The sequence below is a fragment of the Paenibacillus sp. FSL P4-0184 genome (genome assembly GCF_038004625.1).
Lineage (GTDB): Bacteria > Bacillota > Bacilli > Paenibacillales > Paenibacillaceae > Paenibacillus_AQ.
Map to the genome: position 1 here is coordinate 114,654 of NZ_JBBORN010000002.1, position 16,921 is coordinate 131,574.

General features: G+C 43.0%; 12 protein-coding genes. 6 read left to right on the forward strand and 6 right to left on the reverse strand.

What is annotated here, in order from left to right:
* Positions 1-24: 24 nt before the first annotated feature.
* Positions 25-441, reverse strand: a complete 417-nt coding sequence (locus MKY52_RS22220; protein WP_341053570.1) for a MarR family winged helix-turn-helix transcriptional regulator — start codon at positions 439-441, stop codon at positions 25-27.
* Between the two features lie 137 nt (positions 442-578).
* On the opposite strand from MKY52_RS22220, the gene MKY52_RS22225 reads away from it, so the two are divergent.
* A complete protein-coding gene (locus MKY52_RS22225; RefSeq protein WP_076298598.1) occupies positions 579-1,037 on the forward strand; it encodes a DUF2798 domain-containing protein in 459 nt (152 codons plus the stop codon).
* Between the two features lie 92 nt (positions 1,038-1,129).
* Positions 1,130-5,221, forward strand: coding sequence for a choice-of-anchor I family protein (locus MKY52_RS22230; protein WP_341053571.1), 4,092 nt, complete (start codon positions 1,130-1,132; stop codon positions 5,219-5,221).
* Between the two features lie 72 nt (positions 5,222-5,293).
* On the opposite strand, the gene MKY52_RS22235 is transcribed toward MKY52_RS22230, so the two are convergent.
* Positions 5,294-6,223, reverse strand: a complete 930-nt coding sequence (locus MKY52_RS22235; protein ID WP_341053574.1) for a MerR family transcriptional regulator — start codon at positions 6,221-6,223, stop codon at positions 5,294-5,296.
* 346 nt (positions 6,224-6,569) lie between these two features.
* Between MKY52_RS22235 and MKY52_RS22240 the strand changes: the two genes are divergently transcribed.
* On the forward strand, positions 6,570-8,252 hold the full coding sequence (locus MKY52_RS22240; protein WP_341053577.1) for a methyl-accepting chemotaxis protein: 1,683 nt from the start codon (positions 6,570-6,572) through the stop codon (positions 8,250-8,252).
* 416 nt (positions 8,253-8,668) lie between these two features.
* Here MKY52_RS22240 and MKY52_RS22245 read toward each other — a convergent pair whose 3' ends face one another.
* Positions 8,669-9,556, reverse strand: a complete 888-nt coding sequence (locus MKY52_RS22245) for an NAD-dependent epimerase/dehydratase family protein (RefSeq protein WP_341053578.1) — start codon at positions 9,554-9,556, stop codon at positions 8,669-8,671.
* Between the two features lie 420 nt (positions 9,557-9,976).
* Entirely contained in the window at positions 9,977-10,825 is an 849-nt protein-coding gene (locus MKY52_RS22250; RefSeq protein ID WP_341053580.1) for an RNA polymerase sigma factor, read from the reverse strand.
* 182 nt (positions 10,826-11,007) lie between these two features.
* Here MKY52_RS22250 and clpP point away from each other — a divergent pair, with 182 nt between their 5' ends.
* Positions 11,008-11,589 carry an ATP-dependent Clp endopeptidase proteolytic subunit ClpP gene (gene clpP / locus MKY52_RS22255; RefSeq protein WP_042186692.1) on the forward strand — a complete coding sequence of 194 codons (582 nt, stop codon included), beginning with the start codon at positions 11,008-11,010 and terminating at the stop codon, positions 11,587-11,589.
* An 18-nt stretch (positions 11,590-11,607) separates the two neighbouring features.
* On the forward strand, positions 11,608-11,817 hold the full coding sequence (locus MKY52_RS22260) for a hypothetical protein (protein ID WP_341053582.1): 210 nt from the start codon (positions 11,608-11,610) through the stop codon (positions 11,815-11,817).
* A gap of 39 nt (positions 11,818-11,856) precedes the next feature.
* Here the strand turns inward: MKY52_RS22260 and MKY52_RS22265 are convergent, their stop codons facing one another.
* Positions 11,857-12,852 carry a LacI family DNA-binding transcriptional regulator gene (locus MKY52_RS22265; RefSeq protein WP_339802246.1) on the reverse strand — a complete coding sequence of 332 codons (996 nt, stop codon included), beginning with the start codon at positions 12,850-12,852 and terminating at the stop codon, positions 11,857-11,859.
* Positions 12,853-13,124: 272 nt separating this feature from the next.
* Here MKY52_RS22265 and MKY52_RS22270 point away from each other — a divergent pair, with 272 nt between their 5' ends.
* Positions 13,125-14,846 (forward strand): glycoside hydrolase family 13 protein, encoded by a 1,722-nt coding sequence (locus MKY52_RS22270; RefSeq protein ID WP_341053585.1) that lies wholly within the window; start codon positions 13,125-13,127, stop codon positions 14,844-14,846.
* A 68-nt stretch (positions 14,847-14,914) separates the two neighbouring features.
* Here the strand turns inward: MKY52_RS22270 and MKY52_RS22275 are convergent, their stop codons facing one another.
* Positions 14,915-16,801 carry an LTA synthase family protein gene (locus MKY52_RS22275; protein ID WP_341053587.1) on the reverse strand — a complete coding sequence of 629 codons (1,887 nt, stop codon included), beginning with the start codon at positions 16,799-16,801 and terminating at the stop codon, positions 14,915-14,917.
* Between the last annotated feature and the right edge of the window lie 120 nt (positions 16,802-16,921).

Below are 16,921 nucleotides of genomic sequence, written 5' to 3' on the forward strand. Positions count from 1 at the left end.
GCCCTGCGTCTTTTTTGCTTGAGCTTAGAGCCATTCCTCTTTTATCAAAGATTTGAGATGCTCTACGTTAGCTGCCCCAAGCTTGTTAGCGATTCTTTGCTCTAATTCGATTTTGGTGATCATCATTCTTTGATTGCATTCGATACCCTTCTGGGTAAGGATGATGTTTTTGTCACGTTGATTTCCTTTGACCTCCACGGCTTCTACATAGTTGCGGGATAACAGTCCTTGAATACTTTTATGCGTACCCTGTCTTGAAATATGAATAATTCTACTGATTTCTGAGATCGTGAGCATTTCATGTGTTTCAAGAACTGCTAGGATATGGGATTCAGTCTTATTAATTTGGTCCGGGTCTTGGTCAGTCACTATTTTACGTAGGGCTAGATGTTTCTCACTAAGTAAATCAATAAGATTCATTTCTTGCAGATGGTTATCCATGTGAACACTCCTAAATCATCGCTCATTAATCCAAGTATAAGTTATTTGTATTCATTGTCAACTTGGTTGACTTACTTTGAATGGTTGTGATATTGTAATCCAGGTTGACAATGCTGAAAGATAAAAGGAGCTTGAAGATGGGAAGAAACAAAAAAGAAGCATTATTATTTACATTCATCATGTGTGCTTTGATGGTGCTGGGTATGAGCATTTACAATGTAGCGCTGATGGAGGGCTGGTCAGGTACGTTAGTTAAAGATGTGATCATCGGCTACATACCTGCGTTTGTAGTTGCATTTATCCTGGATGTCTTTGTTGTAGGGAAAGTTGCGAAAGGGATCGCACATAAGCTGGTAAAAGAGAATGATCCGATGATCAAAAAAATCATGTTCATCTCCTTTTTTATGGTGACCGGAATGGTGCTGTTTATGTCCTTCTATGGCGCAGTTCTTCATGTAGGGTTCACCTCAGAACTACCGATGGCTTATCTGTCTGCGATAGGTAAGAATTTCATTGTTGCACTTCCACTGCAAATTCTATTAGTCGGGCCTCTTACACGATTTATATTTGTGAAAATTACTCCTGCTACTGCATAGAGAATGTTTACATCACCATTACGCAAATCTGCAGGTTAGGTAATACTATTACTCTATATTGATAGAAACTATCAATAGGAGTGAAAATCTACTTGAAACCCACAGGTAAAGCTATTGTTTCTCTTATGCTTACAGCTGAGATGTTGTTAGGTTCCGCTTGGATGGCAGGTCCAGCAGTGGCTGCATCCGTTCAATCAGGTACGCCTTATACGGCAGACGGTCAATACAATGTGAAGATTCCTCATATTATTGTTAATCAAGTTTATGGTGGGGGTAACACTGCCGATGCCTCAGGTGGATTTTTCTCGAAAGGTTACATTGAATTATATAACCCAACCGATTCCGATGTGAGTTTAGTAGGTTGGTCTGTACAATATTCGGATCCTAAGCTCGCTGGACAATGGAGCAAGTTGGATTTGAACGGAACCATTAAAGCTCAGTCTTCTTATCTCATCACCGATGATGCCAACAACAAGGATCACAAAAACGATATCAGTGCCAAAGGCGATCAGTCCTGGCCGGGGATGTATTTTAATAACAAAGGCATGAAGGTTGTTCTGCTAAGCAGTACAGACTTGCTGCAGGTTGTGAATCCATTTCAAACAATGTCAAGTAGTTACGTGGACATGATTGGTGTAGCAGCAAATGATGATAATGCTAAGATAGATGGATACGAGACGGACTATCCTACGGGGAAAGCGGAAGGTACTTCTAAACAAAAGTCCGTTCGACGCGTTGCTTTCGTAGATTCAGACAACAATAAAGCAGATTTCAAACAGATTAGCTTTGATTCCTTAGATGCTTCAGCTTTGGCCTTGGCAAAGCCGCATAACAGCGCAGATGGACAATGGGGAATAAATGTAGGCGATCTTGGCATCGCAACTCAGAATCTTTCAGAAGCAAAACTCGGATCGCCTTATTCGGTAACATTGTCCGTTTATGGGGGAGTACAACCTTATTCTTTTGAAGCTACGGGTTTACCGGACGGACTATCACTGGATGCAGCATCTGGGAATATTAGTGGAACTCCTACGAAAGTAGGGGCGGCCACCGTAAGTATCGCAGTGTATGACAGTTCGACACCCCGGAAGAAGACAGAAGCTATAGTACCACTGAATGTGGCGGAAGCCGCAGCACCTTTGACTCCAGATCTACTTAGTGTAACTAAGATCGGCGGATACGCTGTAGGCGTGACCAATAAAGATGGCGGCGTGGCGGAGATCGTGAAGTTTAACCGTGATAACGGCAAGTTCTACCTCGTTAATGGTTCATCTCACCCTGCAACAGTCGATATTGTGAATCTCAAGGACCCTTCTAATCCGCAAAAAGAATATAGTATTAATGTAGAACAGCTATCCGAAGTGGATGGATTTACATACGGAGACCTGACGAGTGTAGATATCAACACCGCTACTAAACGGATCGCTGTAGCCATTCAAGAAGAAGATGCTATGAAGAACGGTAAGGTTCTTGTACTCGATTATGATGGTAAATTGCTGGCTTCTTATGAAGCTGGAGTACAACCGGACATGGTGAAGTATACCGATGATGGTCGTTACATTTTGACAGCGGACGAAGCTGAACCACGCACGACTGTCGGTGATCCTGAAGGTAGTGTAACGATCATTGATACGCTCAAGGACACTTCGATTCAGGTGAAGTTCGATAACCCTGATGCAATTGACGATCTTGTCCATATTCGTGAAGTAGCTGATCCGGTAACTAAACAGATTACGGGCAAAGGTGAAAAAAAGGATGCGATACGTGATCTGGAGCCGGAGTTTGTGGTGCTTTCTGATGACCAGACCATTGCTTATGTAGCGCTTCAAGAGAATAATGCTATTGCTGCCATCGATATTGCCTCCAAGCAGGTTCTATGGGTTAAAGGATTAGGTTTCAAGGATTTAAGCCTTCCTAACAATGCTCTGGACCTGGTAAAAGATAATAAAGTGAATTTAGAAAATGTTCCATTCTTCGGTACGTATATGCCTGATGGTATAGATCAGTACACGGTCGGAGGTAAAACTTATCTGTTCACGGCCAACGAAGGTGACGCAACGGAATGGGATAGTAAGGTGAACGTGAGCTCAGTCAAAAAAATGAAGGGCTCATTAGATCCGGAATCAGATGCGGCTAAGTTTCTGAATAAAAACAAAGATAAATATGATAGTGTAGAAGTTATGTCTGACATGGGCAATGATGGGATTTACTTGTACGGTGGCCGTTCATTTTCCATTTGGGAAGCAGATTCTATGAAACAGGTCTACGATAGTGGCAGCGACTTTGAAAAGATTACCGGAGAACGCCTGCCAGAATATTTCAATGCAAGCAACAGTAACACGACCATGGATAACCGTAGTACCAAAAAAGGACCGGAGCCTGAGTATGTCAAGGTAGGCAAGGTTGGACAAAAAGCGCTGGCCTTTATTGGTCTTGAGCGAATCGGTGGTCTGATGACTTATGATGTGACGAATCCAGAGAAACCGAATTTTGTGAACTATATTAATACACGTCAATTCACACCTGCGAACACCATTGAAACGGACACTGGTCCAGAAGGTATCGAATTTATTTCGGCAACATCAAGCCCGACTGGATTGCCATTAGTACTCGTAGCGAATGAAGTTGGTGGTACTGTGGCCATTTATCAATTGAATGTATCGAAGGTAACACTGAATCGGACTTCTTTGTCATTGAAAGTTGGCGAGGCTTCAGCAACGCTTGAGGCTAGCGTAGTTCCTGCTGAGGGTGGATCGAATGTGGTAACTTGGAGTTCTTCGAATCCAAGTGTTGCTTCCGTTGATAACAACGGAAAGGTCACTCCCTTGGCAAAGGGAACAGCGGTTATCTCCACCTATAGCGCAGATGGTTATGGCGTAGCTGAATCTACTGTGACCGTATCCGCAGCAGATCCGGTGATTTCAAATCCGGGACCTGGTACAACGGTAACGACTAAAGATCCAGTTAAACAGGCGACAACACCAGCTGTAACCACAGAAGGTAATAAGATTATCGTAGAGGTTAAGGCTTCAGCGGATGCAGAAGGTAAGTTGGTTGCCTCCGTTACTTTGGATATGGTTACAGAGGGACTTAAGTCTCTGGCGAATAATGCTAATGGTCAGTTGATATTCCGCTCTAAGGTTGATGCAGCTTCAGGTGAAGTTCTACTTAACTTCCCATCGAGTGCTTTTGCGGCACTGACAGGTAGTACTGCAAAGTCAGTTGTATTTGAAGCAGGAGCTGGTACGATAACGTTGGATCGTATTGCACTCTCGGCTGTGCACACAGCAGCAAAGGGTGAGGACATTAAGCTGTCCATCGGCAGTGCGGACATGGATGGGAAAGGCAAAGCTCAAGCTGTGGTTGGCAGTCGTCCAGTAATAAACCTGGCGATTTCAGCTGGCAGTCAGCGTCTATCTAACCTAGGTGCTGGTTTTGCGACAATAACAGTGCCGTATACACTAGGAGCAAATGAAGATGCTAATGCAGTCGTAGCTTATGATTTGACGAATGCGGGGCAAGCGGTTGTACTAGCAGGCAGTAGCTATAACGCAGCAAAGGGACAACTGAATTTCCAAATTTCACAATTCTCCACGTATGCAGTAGGGTACAACAAAGTGAGCTTCTCTGATATTGGCAGCAGCTTTGCTAAAGATTCTATTACGTATTTGGCAGCTCGTGATGTAATTACCGGCATTGGTGAAGGTAAGTTCGGAGCTAAGAGTCAACTAAACAGAGCAGATGTTACCTTGCTCCTAGCACGATTGGCTGGTGTTAATCTGGGCGCAGAAGGAGCAGGAAACTTCACAGATGTTAAGGCTGACGATTATTATGCGGCAGCGGTAGCGTGGGCTAATCGCAAGGGAATTGTTACCGGCGTGAGTGATGGACAGTTCAATCCTCGGGCAAATGTAACTCGTGAGCAGCTCTCTGTCATGATCGTGCGATTAGCGAAAGCTATGAACTGGACATTGCCTGTAAGTGGCGACAGTTCAGCTTTTGCGGATCAGAAGTCGATAAGCTCTTATGCTCTTGAAGCAGCTGCAGCTGCTCAGCAGGCAGGAATTATTTCAGGCAAGCCTGTTGCAGAAAGTACGGGGCTTAACTTTGCTCCAAAAGATACAGCGTCTCGTGAAGAAATAGCTCAAATGTTAGCGAAGCTGTTAATGCTGAGTCAATCTTAAGCGATCATCATATTTCTTGATGACAATAGAAACGCTCTCCAATGCCATGATGGGCAAAGGAGAGCGTTTTGTTTATGCTCTCTTTTTTACAGGTTCGAGCAGATTTAATACATACTCATTTCCGCTGCCTTTGGGACTATCGTTACGGATATGCTCCTCAAGACATAATCTTGAATCGTGGTCAGCTTGATAATCAAGGTTATTATCCAAAAAACTCATCAGTGCTTGCCATGAGCCGTAGATATCATCACTGCTTTCCGTCATCGCATAGAGACCGCCGTCGAACCGCATCTCTTTAAGTTGGCTTGGTATTTCTACATTTTCAGGAATGGAGGCACAGAATCCATAGCCATAAGGGTTATTCTCACCACTAGGATGCGGATTTGAATTCCCGCCAAATAAACGTGCCGTCCCTAAGAGGTGGTTAGCTTCCAACCATTCCAAGACAGGTAGCATAGCTTCATCCTCTGGGGATGTACTGACTGCAATGTTATAAGCGAATCTCATAGATGGAAGTGTAATGAATCTTACATGGATAGGTGGAGAGTGTTTAATTGTTGTCATAGATAGAACCTCCTCGTTCTCATTCAAATCATCCAATGTATTGCATGATTCTTCATTTAGCTCTAATAACAAATGGTTAGTTATGGACTCCTCCGTACGTGCGGATATTAATTGTAATAAGAAGCGGATTTCGCGATCTTTTTGTGTTAGCTCGGATTTCTCATTATGAATTGAAGCGGATTGTTGAAGAAGTGTTTCATATAAGGACTGTACGGACATGTTCTTTAGAACGGTTCCGATATCTTTAATACTAATATCAAGCTTTCTTAATAATGCAGTAATTTGAATGGCAAGGATTGCGTGTTCATCATAAATTCGCCAACCCGAGCTAGCCTCACGGTGACTTTCAAATAATCCTTGTGCCTCCCAGTGACGCAACGTCCGACTCGTCAGTCCGATTTGCGTAGAAAGCTTATCAATGGTCACAAATCCACTCATAGACAACTCCCGTTCTATAGATTGATAAGGCGCCCTATGAGAAGTATTTTAGCACTTATCGTTACGTCAATTGCAATAGGATAGTTGTGAACGTGTACTCGACAAAATTTACATTTCTCATACAAAACTGTGTCCGGTATTTAATGTACAGCTTCTACAATTTAGATATTAGTAAAAAGTACCTATTGCCATATGAGGCTTTATACGGAGGATGATATTGTTGAAGGCTAGGTCTATGCATCTATCAATGAAGTGGAAGTTGATCTTGAGTTTTTCTGCCGTGGTACTATTCTTTCTAGGGGTAGCGCTATACCAAAACTATAAAATCAATCAAGTAGAAATCTCTATGGAAACACAAAAAATGGAGATGGAAAAAAGAATTACAGTATCCACCATTACTCAACTGCTTCAAGAAATGAACAGTGTGGAGACCTCTCTAGCGGATTCTAGCGATTTAGAGTTTACCCAACCTTTTAAGGACAAGCAGACAAAGCTAATGGAAGAATTGGGTAAAGTGAAGTTTGAAGCAGATTCGCCAGCGTCTAAGGAGTTAGAACAGTTACATAATCAAGTTGGAGGATATACAGGATATTTTGACGGATTAGTGAATACCATAAAGGACGAGCAGCTTGATCCCATGGCCGTTCTGGAACGAATAGATGAATTACATACGAAGGCGCTAGCTATGAATAAAGCTATGCTGGAGACCAATGAGAAACTATATACAGCAGCAGCAGAGAACGCAGAAAAGGCTCAAGACTATTCTTTTGATTTGTTAAATCTGACTAGTTCTATGGGGGCTTATGCAGCAATACTAGTATTCATTTTCACACTTATTATTGCTGTTATGCTTATTCGTTCCTTCCTGAACCCTATAAATAAGCTGCAAGTAGCTCTACGTAAAATTGCTGAGGGGGATTTGCGGCAGCAGATTAATTCGCCATATAACGATGAACTAGGAAGTCTGAGTCATCATTTCGACCATATGGTGTTGGGGGTACGAGAGATGCTTCAGCAGACCCAATCGGTAGCTTCTTCGCTCGCGACTTATTCGCACTCTTTTCAACAATCTTCATCGATCACCGCTCATACGAATCAAGAAATCGTAAGCACAATACAGGAAATCTCTGTAGGCGCTGAGCAGCAAGCCGGACAATCTGAGCAGAGCGCAAGCTTAATTCAGGAATTGGAACGGGAAGTTCATGAAATTACGGAATATACCGAGGTTATGCTCTCGACAAGTCAAACGGCTAATCACAATACTCGAAAAGGTTCCGAGTCCGTCATCGCTTTGCGCGAGGTATCAGAGCACTCACGTGAGTCTGTGAATAAAGTATATCTTGCTTTAACCAAATTGAGCGACCAATCGAAGGATATCTCCAGAATTACCAAATCGATCACAAACATTTCAAACCAGACCAATATTCTCTCACTAAATGCAGCAATTGAAGCAGCGCGGGCGGGAGTTTATGGGAAGGGCTTTGCTGTCATAGCAGATGAAGTGAGACAATTATCTGATCAGACCAAAGAGTCCTCCGTACATATCAGTCAGATTATTAACGAGCTGCAAGCAGGGATGGATGAATTTCAGCAATATATGCTGGAGACCAAAGGAAATCTTGAAGAGCAGGATCAAAAAGTGGCAGAAACGTTGTCGTCTTTTGAAGCGATAGATCAGTCGATCGTTGAGATTAGTAAGCAGATTGGGCAAATCCATGACAAGGTAGATATGACACAGACTATGAATCGTAGACTCGCAGAGTCTGTTCACAACGTGGCTGCCATTGCTGAGGAAACTGCGGCAGGGGTTCAGGAAGTGAATGCCTCTAGCGTACAGCAGGACAACGCGATCCACGACATTGCTCGCCAAGCCGTTGAGATTAATGAGATTTCGCAAAAATTATTCAAGGAAATCAACGTCTTCAAGATTAATTCGGACATAGTAGACGAGATTATCGCTGGGGATGACAGTGACTCACCTGGCGCTGAAACGCCTGTGGAGCGCTCTTATTTGACAATCTCCGCATAGGTAGGGAGAGGTTTGCTTCTTGATCGGATGCACACATATAGGGAGTGACTTGATTTGCTAGTTCTGTAATGTTAAAAGGTAGCTAAGAGGGAGACTTCTGGTTGCCTTTTTTGTGGTTAGTTGTATTTAATGCAGCTATTAAAGTTTGTGTTTTCTGCTATGAGTGTTTAATTGCACTTAGTGCAATTATTTCTACGAGAATTGGCTGTTAGTGGTGTTTAGCTAGATTTTAATTGCACAGAATACAACTAAAGTTGAACATAAGCCTGATTGGCCTGATTTAGTTGTATAGAGTGCAATTATTTAAATATTCGCAGAGGTTTTGTACAATGAAAAAGCTGCTCTATCGTAGATGAACTCTACTTTGGAGCAGCTTTTTTGTCGTTTAGATAAATGAGGGAGGATGAGGGCGTATATTACTCGTAGGTTTTGTTCAGGGAGCTAACTAGCTCTGGAAGCCAGTCATTTAGAAGGAGAAACTTGTACCCCGCCGACTGGGCTTTGGTCGTATCCATAAACCAGGATTGTTCAATTCCGAATGGCGACATATGCTCGTCCGCGGTTTGGTTCTGGATGATAGCGTGCTTCTCAGTTTCTTCTTCAATCATTGTGAGAATATCCTTAATTCTAACCGTACCGTCTGAGCAAGCGTTGAACGGTCCTGCCATAGTAGAGCTACAGCCGAGCCAATATAGGAAATCAGCAGCTTCATCCGAACGGATAAAGGAGATCTGTGCTTCGGGATTCGGTATACCAATAGGCAACTCATTACGGACATGCTCAATATGAAAATGAAGTCTTCGCGTATAATCATCTATGCCCAGCACAATTGGAAAGCGAACCGCAGCGACTGGAAAGCTAGCCTGCTGCATGAAGACGGCTTCCGCCAGTCTTTTTCCTTCTTGATAGGTGAAATCATTTCGCCCTCCGTGGCGGATAGGGTAAGTTTCAGGATCGAAAATGTCCTCGGTCAGCGCTTCTTCACTGAAATCATAAACGGATAAACTTGAGGTGAGGATATACCGTTTCGTTTTACCATCAAAAATCCGGCGTGCCTGATCCGCTTCGTCCGGTGAATAACAAATATTATCGAACACGACATCCCATAGTGTATCTCCTACCGCCTGAGCGAGCTCGTTTGCTTGGAAACGGTCCGCATGGATCCGGTGAACGAGATCTCCAAAGGAATCGCTAGTTTCCCCGCGTGTAAGTATCGTTACATCGTTTACGGAATCTTGTAGCAATCGTTCAACTAACCTTTTTCCAAAAAAGCGCGTGCCGCCTAAGATAAGAATTTTCCTCATAAAATATCACTCCTAACTAACAATAATGTTTATTTATAAGTCTAATTAAAGGTTTCCGTAGAAAGCAGGGGAATTGTACTTTAAAGAGTGATGAGTGGTGATGAATGAAGCATAAAGATATGTGAGGAGATTTCATTAGTGTGATTGTACTTTGTGCAATAGAATTTAAACTATATAGGACATAATTTGATTCTATTGCACTTTATACAATCAAAAGATGAGAAATCGACTTAAAAGTCACTTTTATTAAGAATCTATTGCAGATAGTGCAGTAGATTCGTTTTTGACCTAACTCACAAAACATACCGATCTCATCAAACTCACACTTTTCAAAACTAATATTTGTTCGGTTATAACGTAACGTAATGTGCTTCATTTAGCTAAGCTTACTCCAGTATTATGAAATAGCGTCACGAAAGACTAAGCCACCATCCGCATTCCTGGCTCGGAATAGTTCCAGCCCATAGAGCTGAATCCGCCAGATTGGAAAGGTTGAACGCTTTGGAAGCTCTGTAAGCTTTGGCTGGACACGGCCATTACAGTTTCTTGACTTTCATCCACAAGGACAAGCTCAATCAGCTCGGAGATTTGTCCTTGTTCATAGGCGGATGCAAGACGATTCAAGGCAATCTGTAGTTCCGTATCCTGCAGTATGGAGGGGCCATTAGATTGAAGAAGCTCTTGTCTGACTGCAGGGAGGGCTTGGCGGGCTCGATGCAGAGCAGCTTTGATAGCTCCTTCTGTGGTGTCGAGGATTTCGGCAGCTTCGCTTCCGGAGTGCTCGAAAACATCGCGGAGCAGGAACACCGCTTGCTGCAGTGGAGACAGATGCTTCTGTAAGGCTTGAAAAGCAGCCTCAATCTCAAATAAACCATACCCTGCTGCTTCCTCTGTCCGTGGTTGATCCATTTCCAGCACTCGTGACAACGTGGCTTTTCGCCGCATAATATCTGTCCAGGTATTTCTGGCAATCCGCAGGAGTAGCGCCTCAGGATTTGGATGATTCGTTAGCGAGCTGAAATTCGTACGACTTGTATGTTCTGAATTGTTGTTCATTTGACTTGTATCGTTCATATCGCTCTTCAGCTTCGAATGTTTGGATGTCTTCATATAGCCCAGTGCTTTGACCCACGTATCCTGAGCCAAATCTTCGGCCTCCCACGGGGATTGTGTCAGTGCAAGGCAATACCGCTTCAGGGCCATTTGCAAAGACGTGGTATGATTCTCATCCGGTTCATGGCCGGCGCTAAGCTTCTCAAGGCTGATCACTCTGCATAACCCCTTTTCCGGTAAAGTGCTTTCGGTTACTTCTAATAATAAACGAATGAGCTCCAAATTAAGATACGCAATAATAAAAATAATATTTTGCCCGCTTAACGTATCCTATCCATAGACTAATCCGTTTACAGGGTAGATTTCAAATAAAATAAACGGATGGAGGTCGCATACGCATGGCGTACATTCCTTATGTCATTGAACAAACGAATCAAGGGGAAAGATCCTACGATATTTATTCGCGGCTCTTAAAGGACCGAATTGTGTTTGTAGGGGCGGAGATTGAGGATCAATTAGCGAATAGTGTTGTTGCCCAATTGCTGTTCTTATCAGCTGAGGATCCAGATAAAGATATACACATGTATATCAATAGTCCAGGGGGCTCCGTAACAGCGGGATTAAGTATTTATGACACAATGCAGCTCATTAAACCGCAAGTAAATACGATCTGCACAGGTATGGCGGCTTCCTTTGGTTCACTTCTATTGTTAGCTGGGGCTAAAGGTAAACGTTATGCGCTGCCGAATAGTGAGATTATGATTCACCAGCCACATGGTGGTGCACAGGGGCAGGCCAGTGATATTGCGATTAGAGCCAAACGTATTTTGAAGCTACGGGAAGTGCTTGTCCAGATTACAGCGGACCGAACCGGACAGACGGTGGAGAAGGTACAACAAGACATGGATCGGGATTATTTCATGTCAGCCGAGGAAGCAGTGGAGTACGGGATTATCGACAAAGTTATCACAAATCTGTAAGTCGAAGGAGTGAAGTGAATGATGCTGGAAGCTTTGCAGGGCAAAGAGGTAACCATTTATTTTGTAGATGGCTCTAACGCTAGAAAAGGCATTTTGGAAACGGTAACTGAGAAGTTTATTAAATATCGGACAGAATTCGAGGAGCTTTATATTCCCATGACATCCGTCTGTTCCATCACACTAGATATTAAAGGACGGGAACGCGCCCGTGTAGGATTTACACAATAACCATTATCAGATTTAAAAATAGGGTTAGGGAAGCTTTCCCTAACCCGTACTTTCACGAATTGCCAAATAATGAGCAACATTTGCATGATGCTGAATACCAGTCTCCCCTTTAATCAGCTTGATTAAAGTTCGGGTAGCAGTCATTCCAATCTCCGTTCCGGAGTATTCCACCGAGGACAGCTTGGGACGAACGACAGAAGCGATAAAGCTATTATCGAATCCGAACACCGCAACATCCTCTGGCACCCGAATACCGTTATCGATCAGAAAATTCATCGCCCCTACAGCTATCCAATCTGTGGAGCAAAAAACCGCAGTAGGTAGTTCCCCGCTATCCTTAATCCGGCGCATAGCATCACTTCCATCTTCTACGGCCATTCCACTTTCTACTACCCATTCTTCTCTTAAGGTAATGCCTGCATCCATAAGTGCTTGTTGATAGCCGCGATATCGATCGCCACCCACTGCATTATCTCCAGATACCCGGATCATGCCGATACTTCTATGTCCTTTTTGAATCAGATAAGTAACGGCTTCATAGGAGGCGGTAACATTATCCAGATGGACAGAAGGGATCGAATCAATCTGAGATTGTTCTCCAACTAACACGCAAGGTGACCCGGATTTCTGGATAATCTCCAAGTGCTCCTTACTCGGAACCGAGCCTACATATATATAACCCTCAGTCCCCATATGATGGAATAAGTTCAAATAATGAAGTTCACTATTAACACTTCCGTCTGTTAACCCGACCAAAACATCATAACCATATAGCTCGGCGAGATCACGTATGCCAATATTGAAATCATCAAGCACGGTATTACTGTTCTGCGGAATAATGACACCAATCAGAGGTGTATCCGGTCTACCTGCATCTGAACCGATGACATTAGGACGGTAATTCATTTGTTTCATGGCTTCCAATACACGCTTACGAACTTCCTCGTTTACCGGTTTGCTGTTATTGACAACCCTTGATACGGTAGCTATTGAAACGTCAGCCATTTTGGCTATATCTTTAATTTTTACCTTCAAGAATATCACCATAACTTTCCAATCTTGTATTCGTTCTAGAATATATCGCAAGCATATCACGGATAGCTTCAAGAATCCAAAAGATTGTTATTGACCAGGAAAATAAAAGATCCTATAATGATCGCATAGGAAAATAATTTCCTTGAATAAACCCTAAATAGATAGTTTTTTAGTCGATAATCTTAAGTTTTATTATGAAAATCACTAATTCGTGAATTGAATAGGAAAATATTTTCCTAAGAGGGTATATGAATACGAAGGAGCTGCATACATTGAACAGAACATGGTGGAAAGAAGCCACAGCGTATCAAATTTACCCACGGAGCTTTATGGACAGCAATGGCGATGGTGTTGGAGATCTGCAGGGAGTCATCTCAAAACTTGATTACTTACAGGACCTTGGCATTAATGTCATTTGGATTTGTCCTATTTATAAATCCCCGAACGATGATAATGGATATGATATTTCGGATTACCAGGATATTATGGCGGAGTTCGGCAGTATGGCTGATTTCGATCAGTTATTAAGCGAGGTTCATGCACGGGGCATGAAGCTGATTCTGGATCTTGTCATTAATCATACTTCAGACGAACACCCTTGGTTTGTTGAAGCGCGTTCAAGCAAGGATAATGCTAAACGTGATTATTATATTTGGAGAGATCCTAAGGACGGAAAGGAACCGAATAACTGGGAGAGTATTTTTAGCGGTTCGATCTGGGAGCTTGACCCTGCTACAGAGCAATATTTCATGCATGTATTCTCCAAAAGACAGCCTGACCTCAACTGGGAGAATCCTGAAGTACGTCAGGAATTATACGGTATGGTCAATTGGTGGCTAGATAAAGGGATCGACGGCTTCCGAGTGGATGCTATCTCACATATTAAGAAAATCCCAGGTCTTCCTGATCTGCCAAATCCAGATAGTCTTCCGTTCGTTTCGTCCGGTGCAGGTCATATGAATCGGGAAGGGATTCACGATTTTCTTCAGGAGCTGAAAGAGGAAACATTCGATCGTTATGACATTATGACCGTTGGTGAAGCGAGTGGTGTTAGTGTCGATCAAGCGGAAATGTGGGTAGGCGAGGAGCAAGGCAAATTCAATATGATTTTTCAATTCGAGCATTTAGCCCTTTGGAATAAGAGTGTTACGGGTGGCTTGGATGTTCTGCAGCTGAAATCAGCACTTTCCCGTTGGCAAAAAGGTCTTGAGGGTAGAGGCTGGAATGCATTATTTATCGAGAATCACGACCAACCGCGTTCAGTTTCCACTTGGGGAAATGATGGTGAGTATTGGAAGGCATCGGCCAAATCGCTGGCTACGATGTATTTCCTAATGCAAGGAACACCGTTTATTTATCAAGGTCAAGAAATTGGGATGACTAATGTACGATTTGATTCCATGGATGATTATGATGATGTGGCGATGAAGAACCTGTATCGTTTAGAGACAGAAGCCGGAAAATCACATGAAGAAGTCATGGAGGTTATCTGGAAGAACGGCCGCGACAATTCTAGAACGCCAATGCATTGGGATGACTCTGAGAACGCTGGTTTCAGTAGCGGCAAGCCTTGGATGAAGGTCAATCCTAATTTCACGGAGATCAATGTGGAACGTGCGAAGCAGGACCCTGATTCCATTTATCATCATTATAAAAAGCTAATCGCACTTCGGGCCGCTAATCCTATTACCGTTTATGGAACCTATGATTTGATCCTGCCTGAAGATGAACGAATCTACGCTTATACTCGTACACTTGGCAATGAGAAATTGCTGGTCATGTCAAACCTGACTTCAGAGGAAGCGCTGTTCGACCTTCCGTTTGATCTGGAATTTGACTCCAGTGAGTTGCTGTTGAATAACTATGAAGTTGACCCTGCCGAGAAGATCGAGACAGTGGCATTACGCCCATACGAATCTCGTGTGTATATGCTGGTTAACGCACCTGTAGAGAAAGAGGCAATTCTTGAGAGTGTGCCAGCAACAACGGTTTAATTATTTTAATAAACGCAAGAATGCCCCTCGGCCAATGGCTGAAGGGCATTCTTTTTATTAAATATCAATTATTTGCTCTGTTCGCCATCATCCGTAGAAGATAAATCCGGCCGTTGCAGAATATAACTATTAGACATATTCAGGAGCCGCTGAACGGCATCAAATTGCGCTTGTGTCGAACCGCTCTCAGTTTCAGAGCCGTCGATTAGGTCATAGTTATTTCCATCATTGTAATCGACACCAGTCAAGTACAAGCTTGTGTCATTAATAAAAGAACCAGTAGGAAGAAAATGTCTAACAGGTAGCAGGTTGGTCTGTTGATTCATCAGATCTTCTCCGAAGTGGAGCTGGTCCTTCATAGAAATCCCTAACAGATTAGCTACAGTTGGTAAGATGTCAATCTGACCGCCAGTTTGGGTATACACAGTAGGCTGGTCTATGCCCGGGGCATGAACTATGAAAGGAACGTTGAACATATCGGTATATCCATACTCGTGTCCGACCATTTCCTCCATTAATGATTTCTCATTGCCGTCAAGGGAATACAGGGATACACCTTGATGATCTCCGTAGAAGACAATCACGCTATCGTCCCATAACCCGCTGGACTTCAGCTCGTCTAGAAATTGTCCCATGGCGTAATCCGCATAATTTTGGGCTAAAATATAGTCGCCGACTAAGGTCCCTTCGTACCGTTTAGGCAACGTCATCTTAAATTTAGATTCTGGCATTTTATAAGGGTGATGAGCACTCATAGAAATGACCATCGCGTAAAAAGGATCGTCTACCGCATCCATTTTGACTAATTCAGGAACGGTCTTGGCATACAGCACCTCATCGGAAGATCCGAATGCAATATGATCATCATCTCCATAGAAGGACTGATCGTAGTATTTATCAAAGCCTAGCACCTTGTATAAGGTTTTGCGGTTCCAGAATTCTACGCTATTAGTGTGAAAGGTGGCCGTGTTATATCCATTAGCTTTCATCAGCTTGGGCAGACTTGGAAGTTCCTTAGTCATATAGTTGGATGAAGTGGCTACTTCGTGATGAGGAACATAGAGAGAGGTGTTCACTACAAACTCAGCATCCGATGTTGTTCCTTGCCCCGCATTTGTATAGAAGTTATTGAAATAATGTTCGCTTGAAATAAGTTTATTTAGATTGGGAGTTACTTCCTGTCCGTCAATGCTTAAGCCAAGCAGGAAATTCTGAAAAGATTCCATCTGCACTACAATGAGATTTTTACCTTGAGCCGCTGTCCAATACTTTGGAGAGACTGGCTCCGTAATCCCCTTTGTAGCGTCCACAGACTGCTGCGTAATTTCTTTGCTGTCGATCATTTCTTTCTTTTCTGTGGTGTCGGCAAAAATGGTATATACCTCGTAATTGAGAATCCCCATACGCTCTGCCTTTTTGTTCTCGTTCATACTGGCATGATTCGGCCAAATATTAAAGACACATATCGCAAGTGAAACACTGATGATCCCAAGTAAGGCGGTTCGGTTCATACGCCGGTTCATGCCTCTTTCTTTCCAGATCGCAATATATTTGGGACGGAACATAAAGAACATGAAGACTACAATATCCACAAAAATGAACAAATAGTAAGGATCCAGCAAGGAGTATGTGCTTTCTCCGACCTTGGTTACCTTATCTGCCTGTTCCAAAGCATGGTAAGTAGCAATTACGCCGTAATACTTGTAATACATCAGGACGGCAAAATAAATCACTGAAATTAATAAGTTCGCAATCATGTAATACAGAAACTTCCGTTTGGAAGCCATCCACTCAATGAGTCCAAAGACGATAAAGAAGAACGGGATCTCTGTGAGCAGCATGCTCCAATTAGGGCCATCACTAAATACTACGAACCAGGCCACTGCGCATTTTAAGAGCAGGATGAAGCTGAAAATTAGAAAGGGCTTATTTTTTATTTGAAAATCTTTTTTCACTCGTAATCATCCTCTCTGGTGCAAAACACACTAAAATCCTGCATAACTCTGTATGTTGTGGGAATCCGTTGCAATATGCCGATGCTTATTATGCTCTTGAAGTTTTAGTGTGTCAAAAGA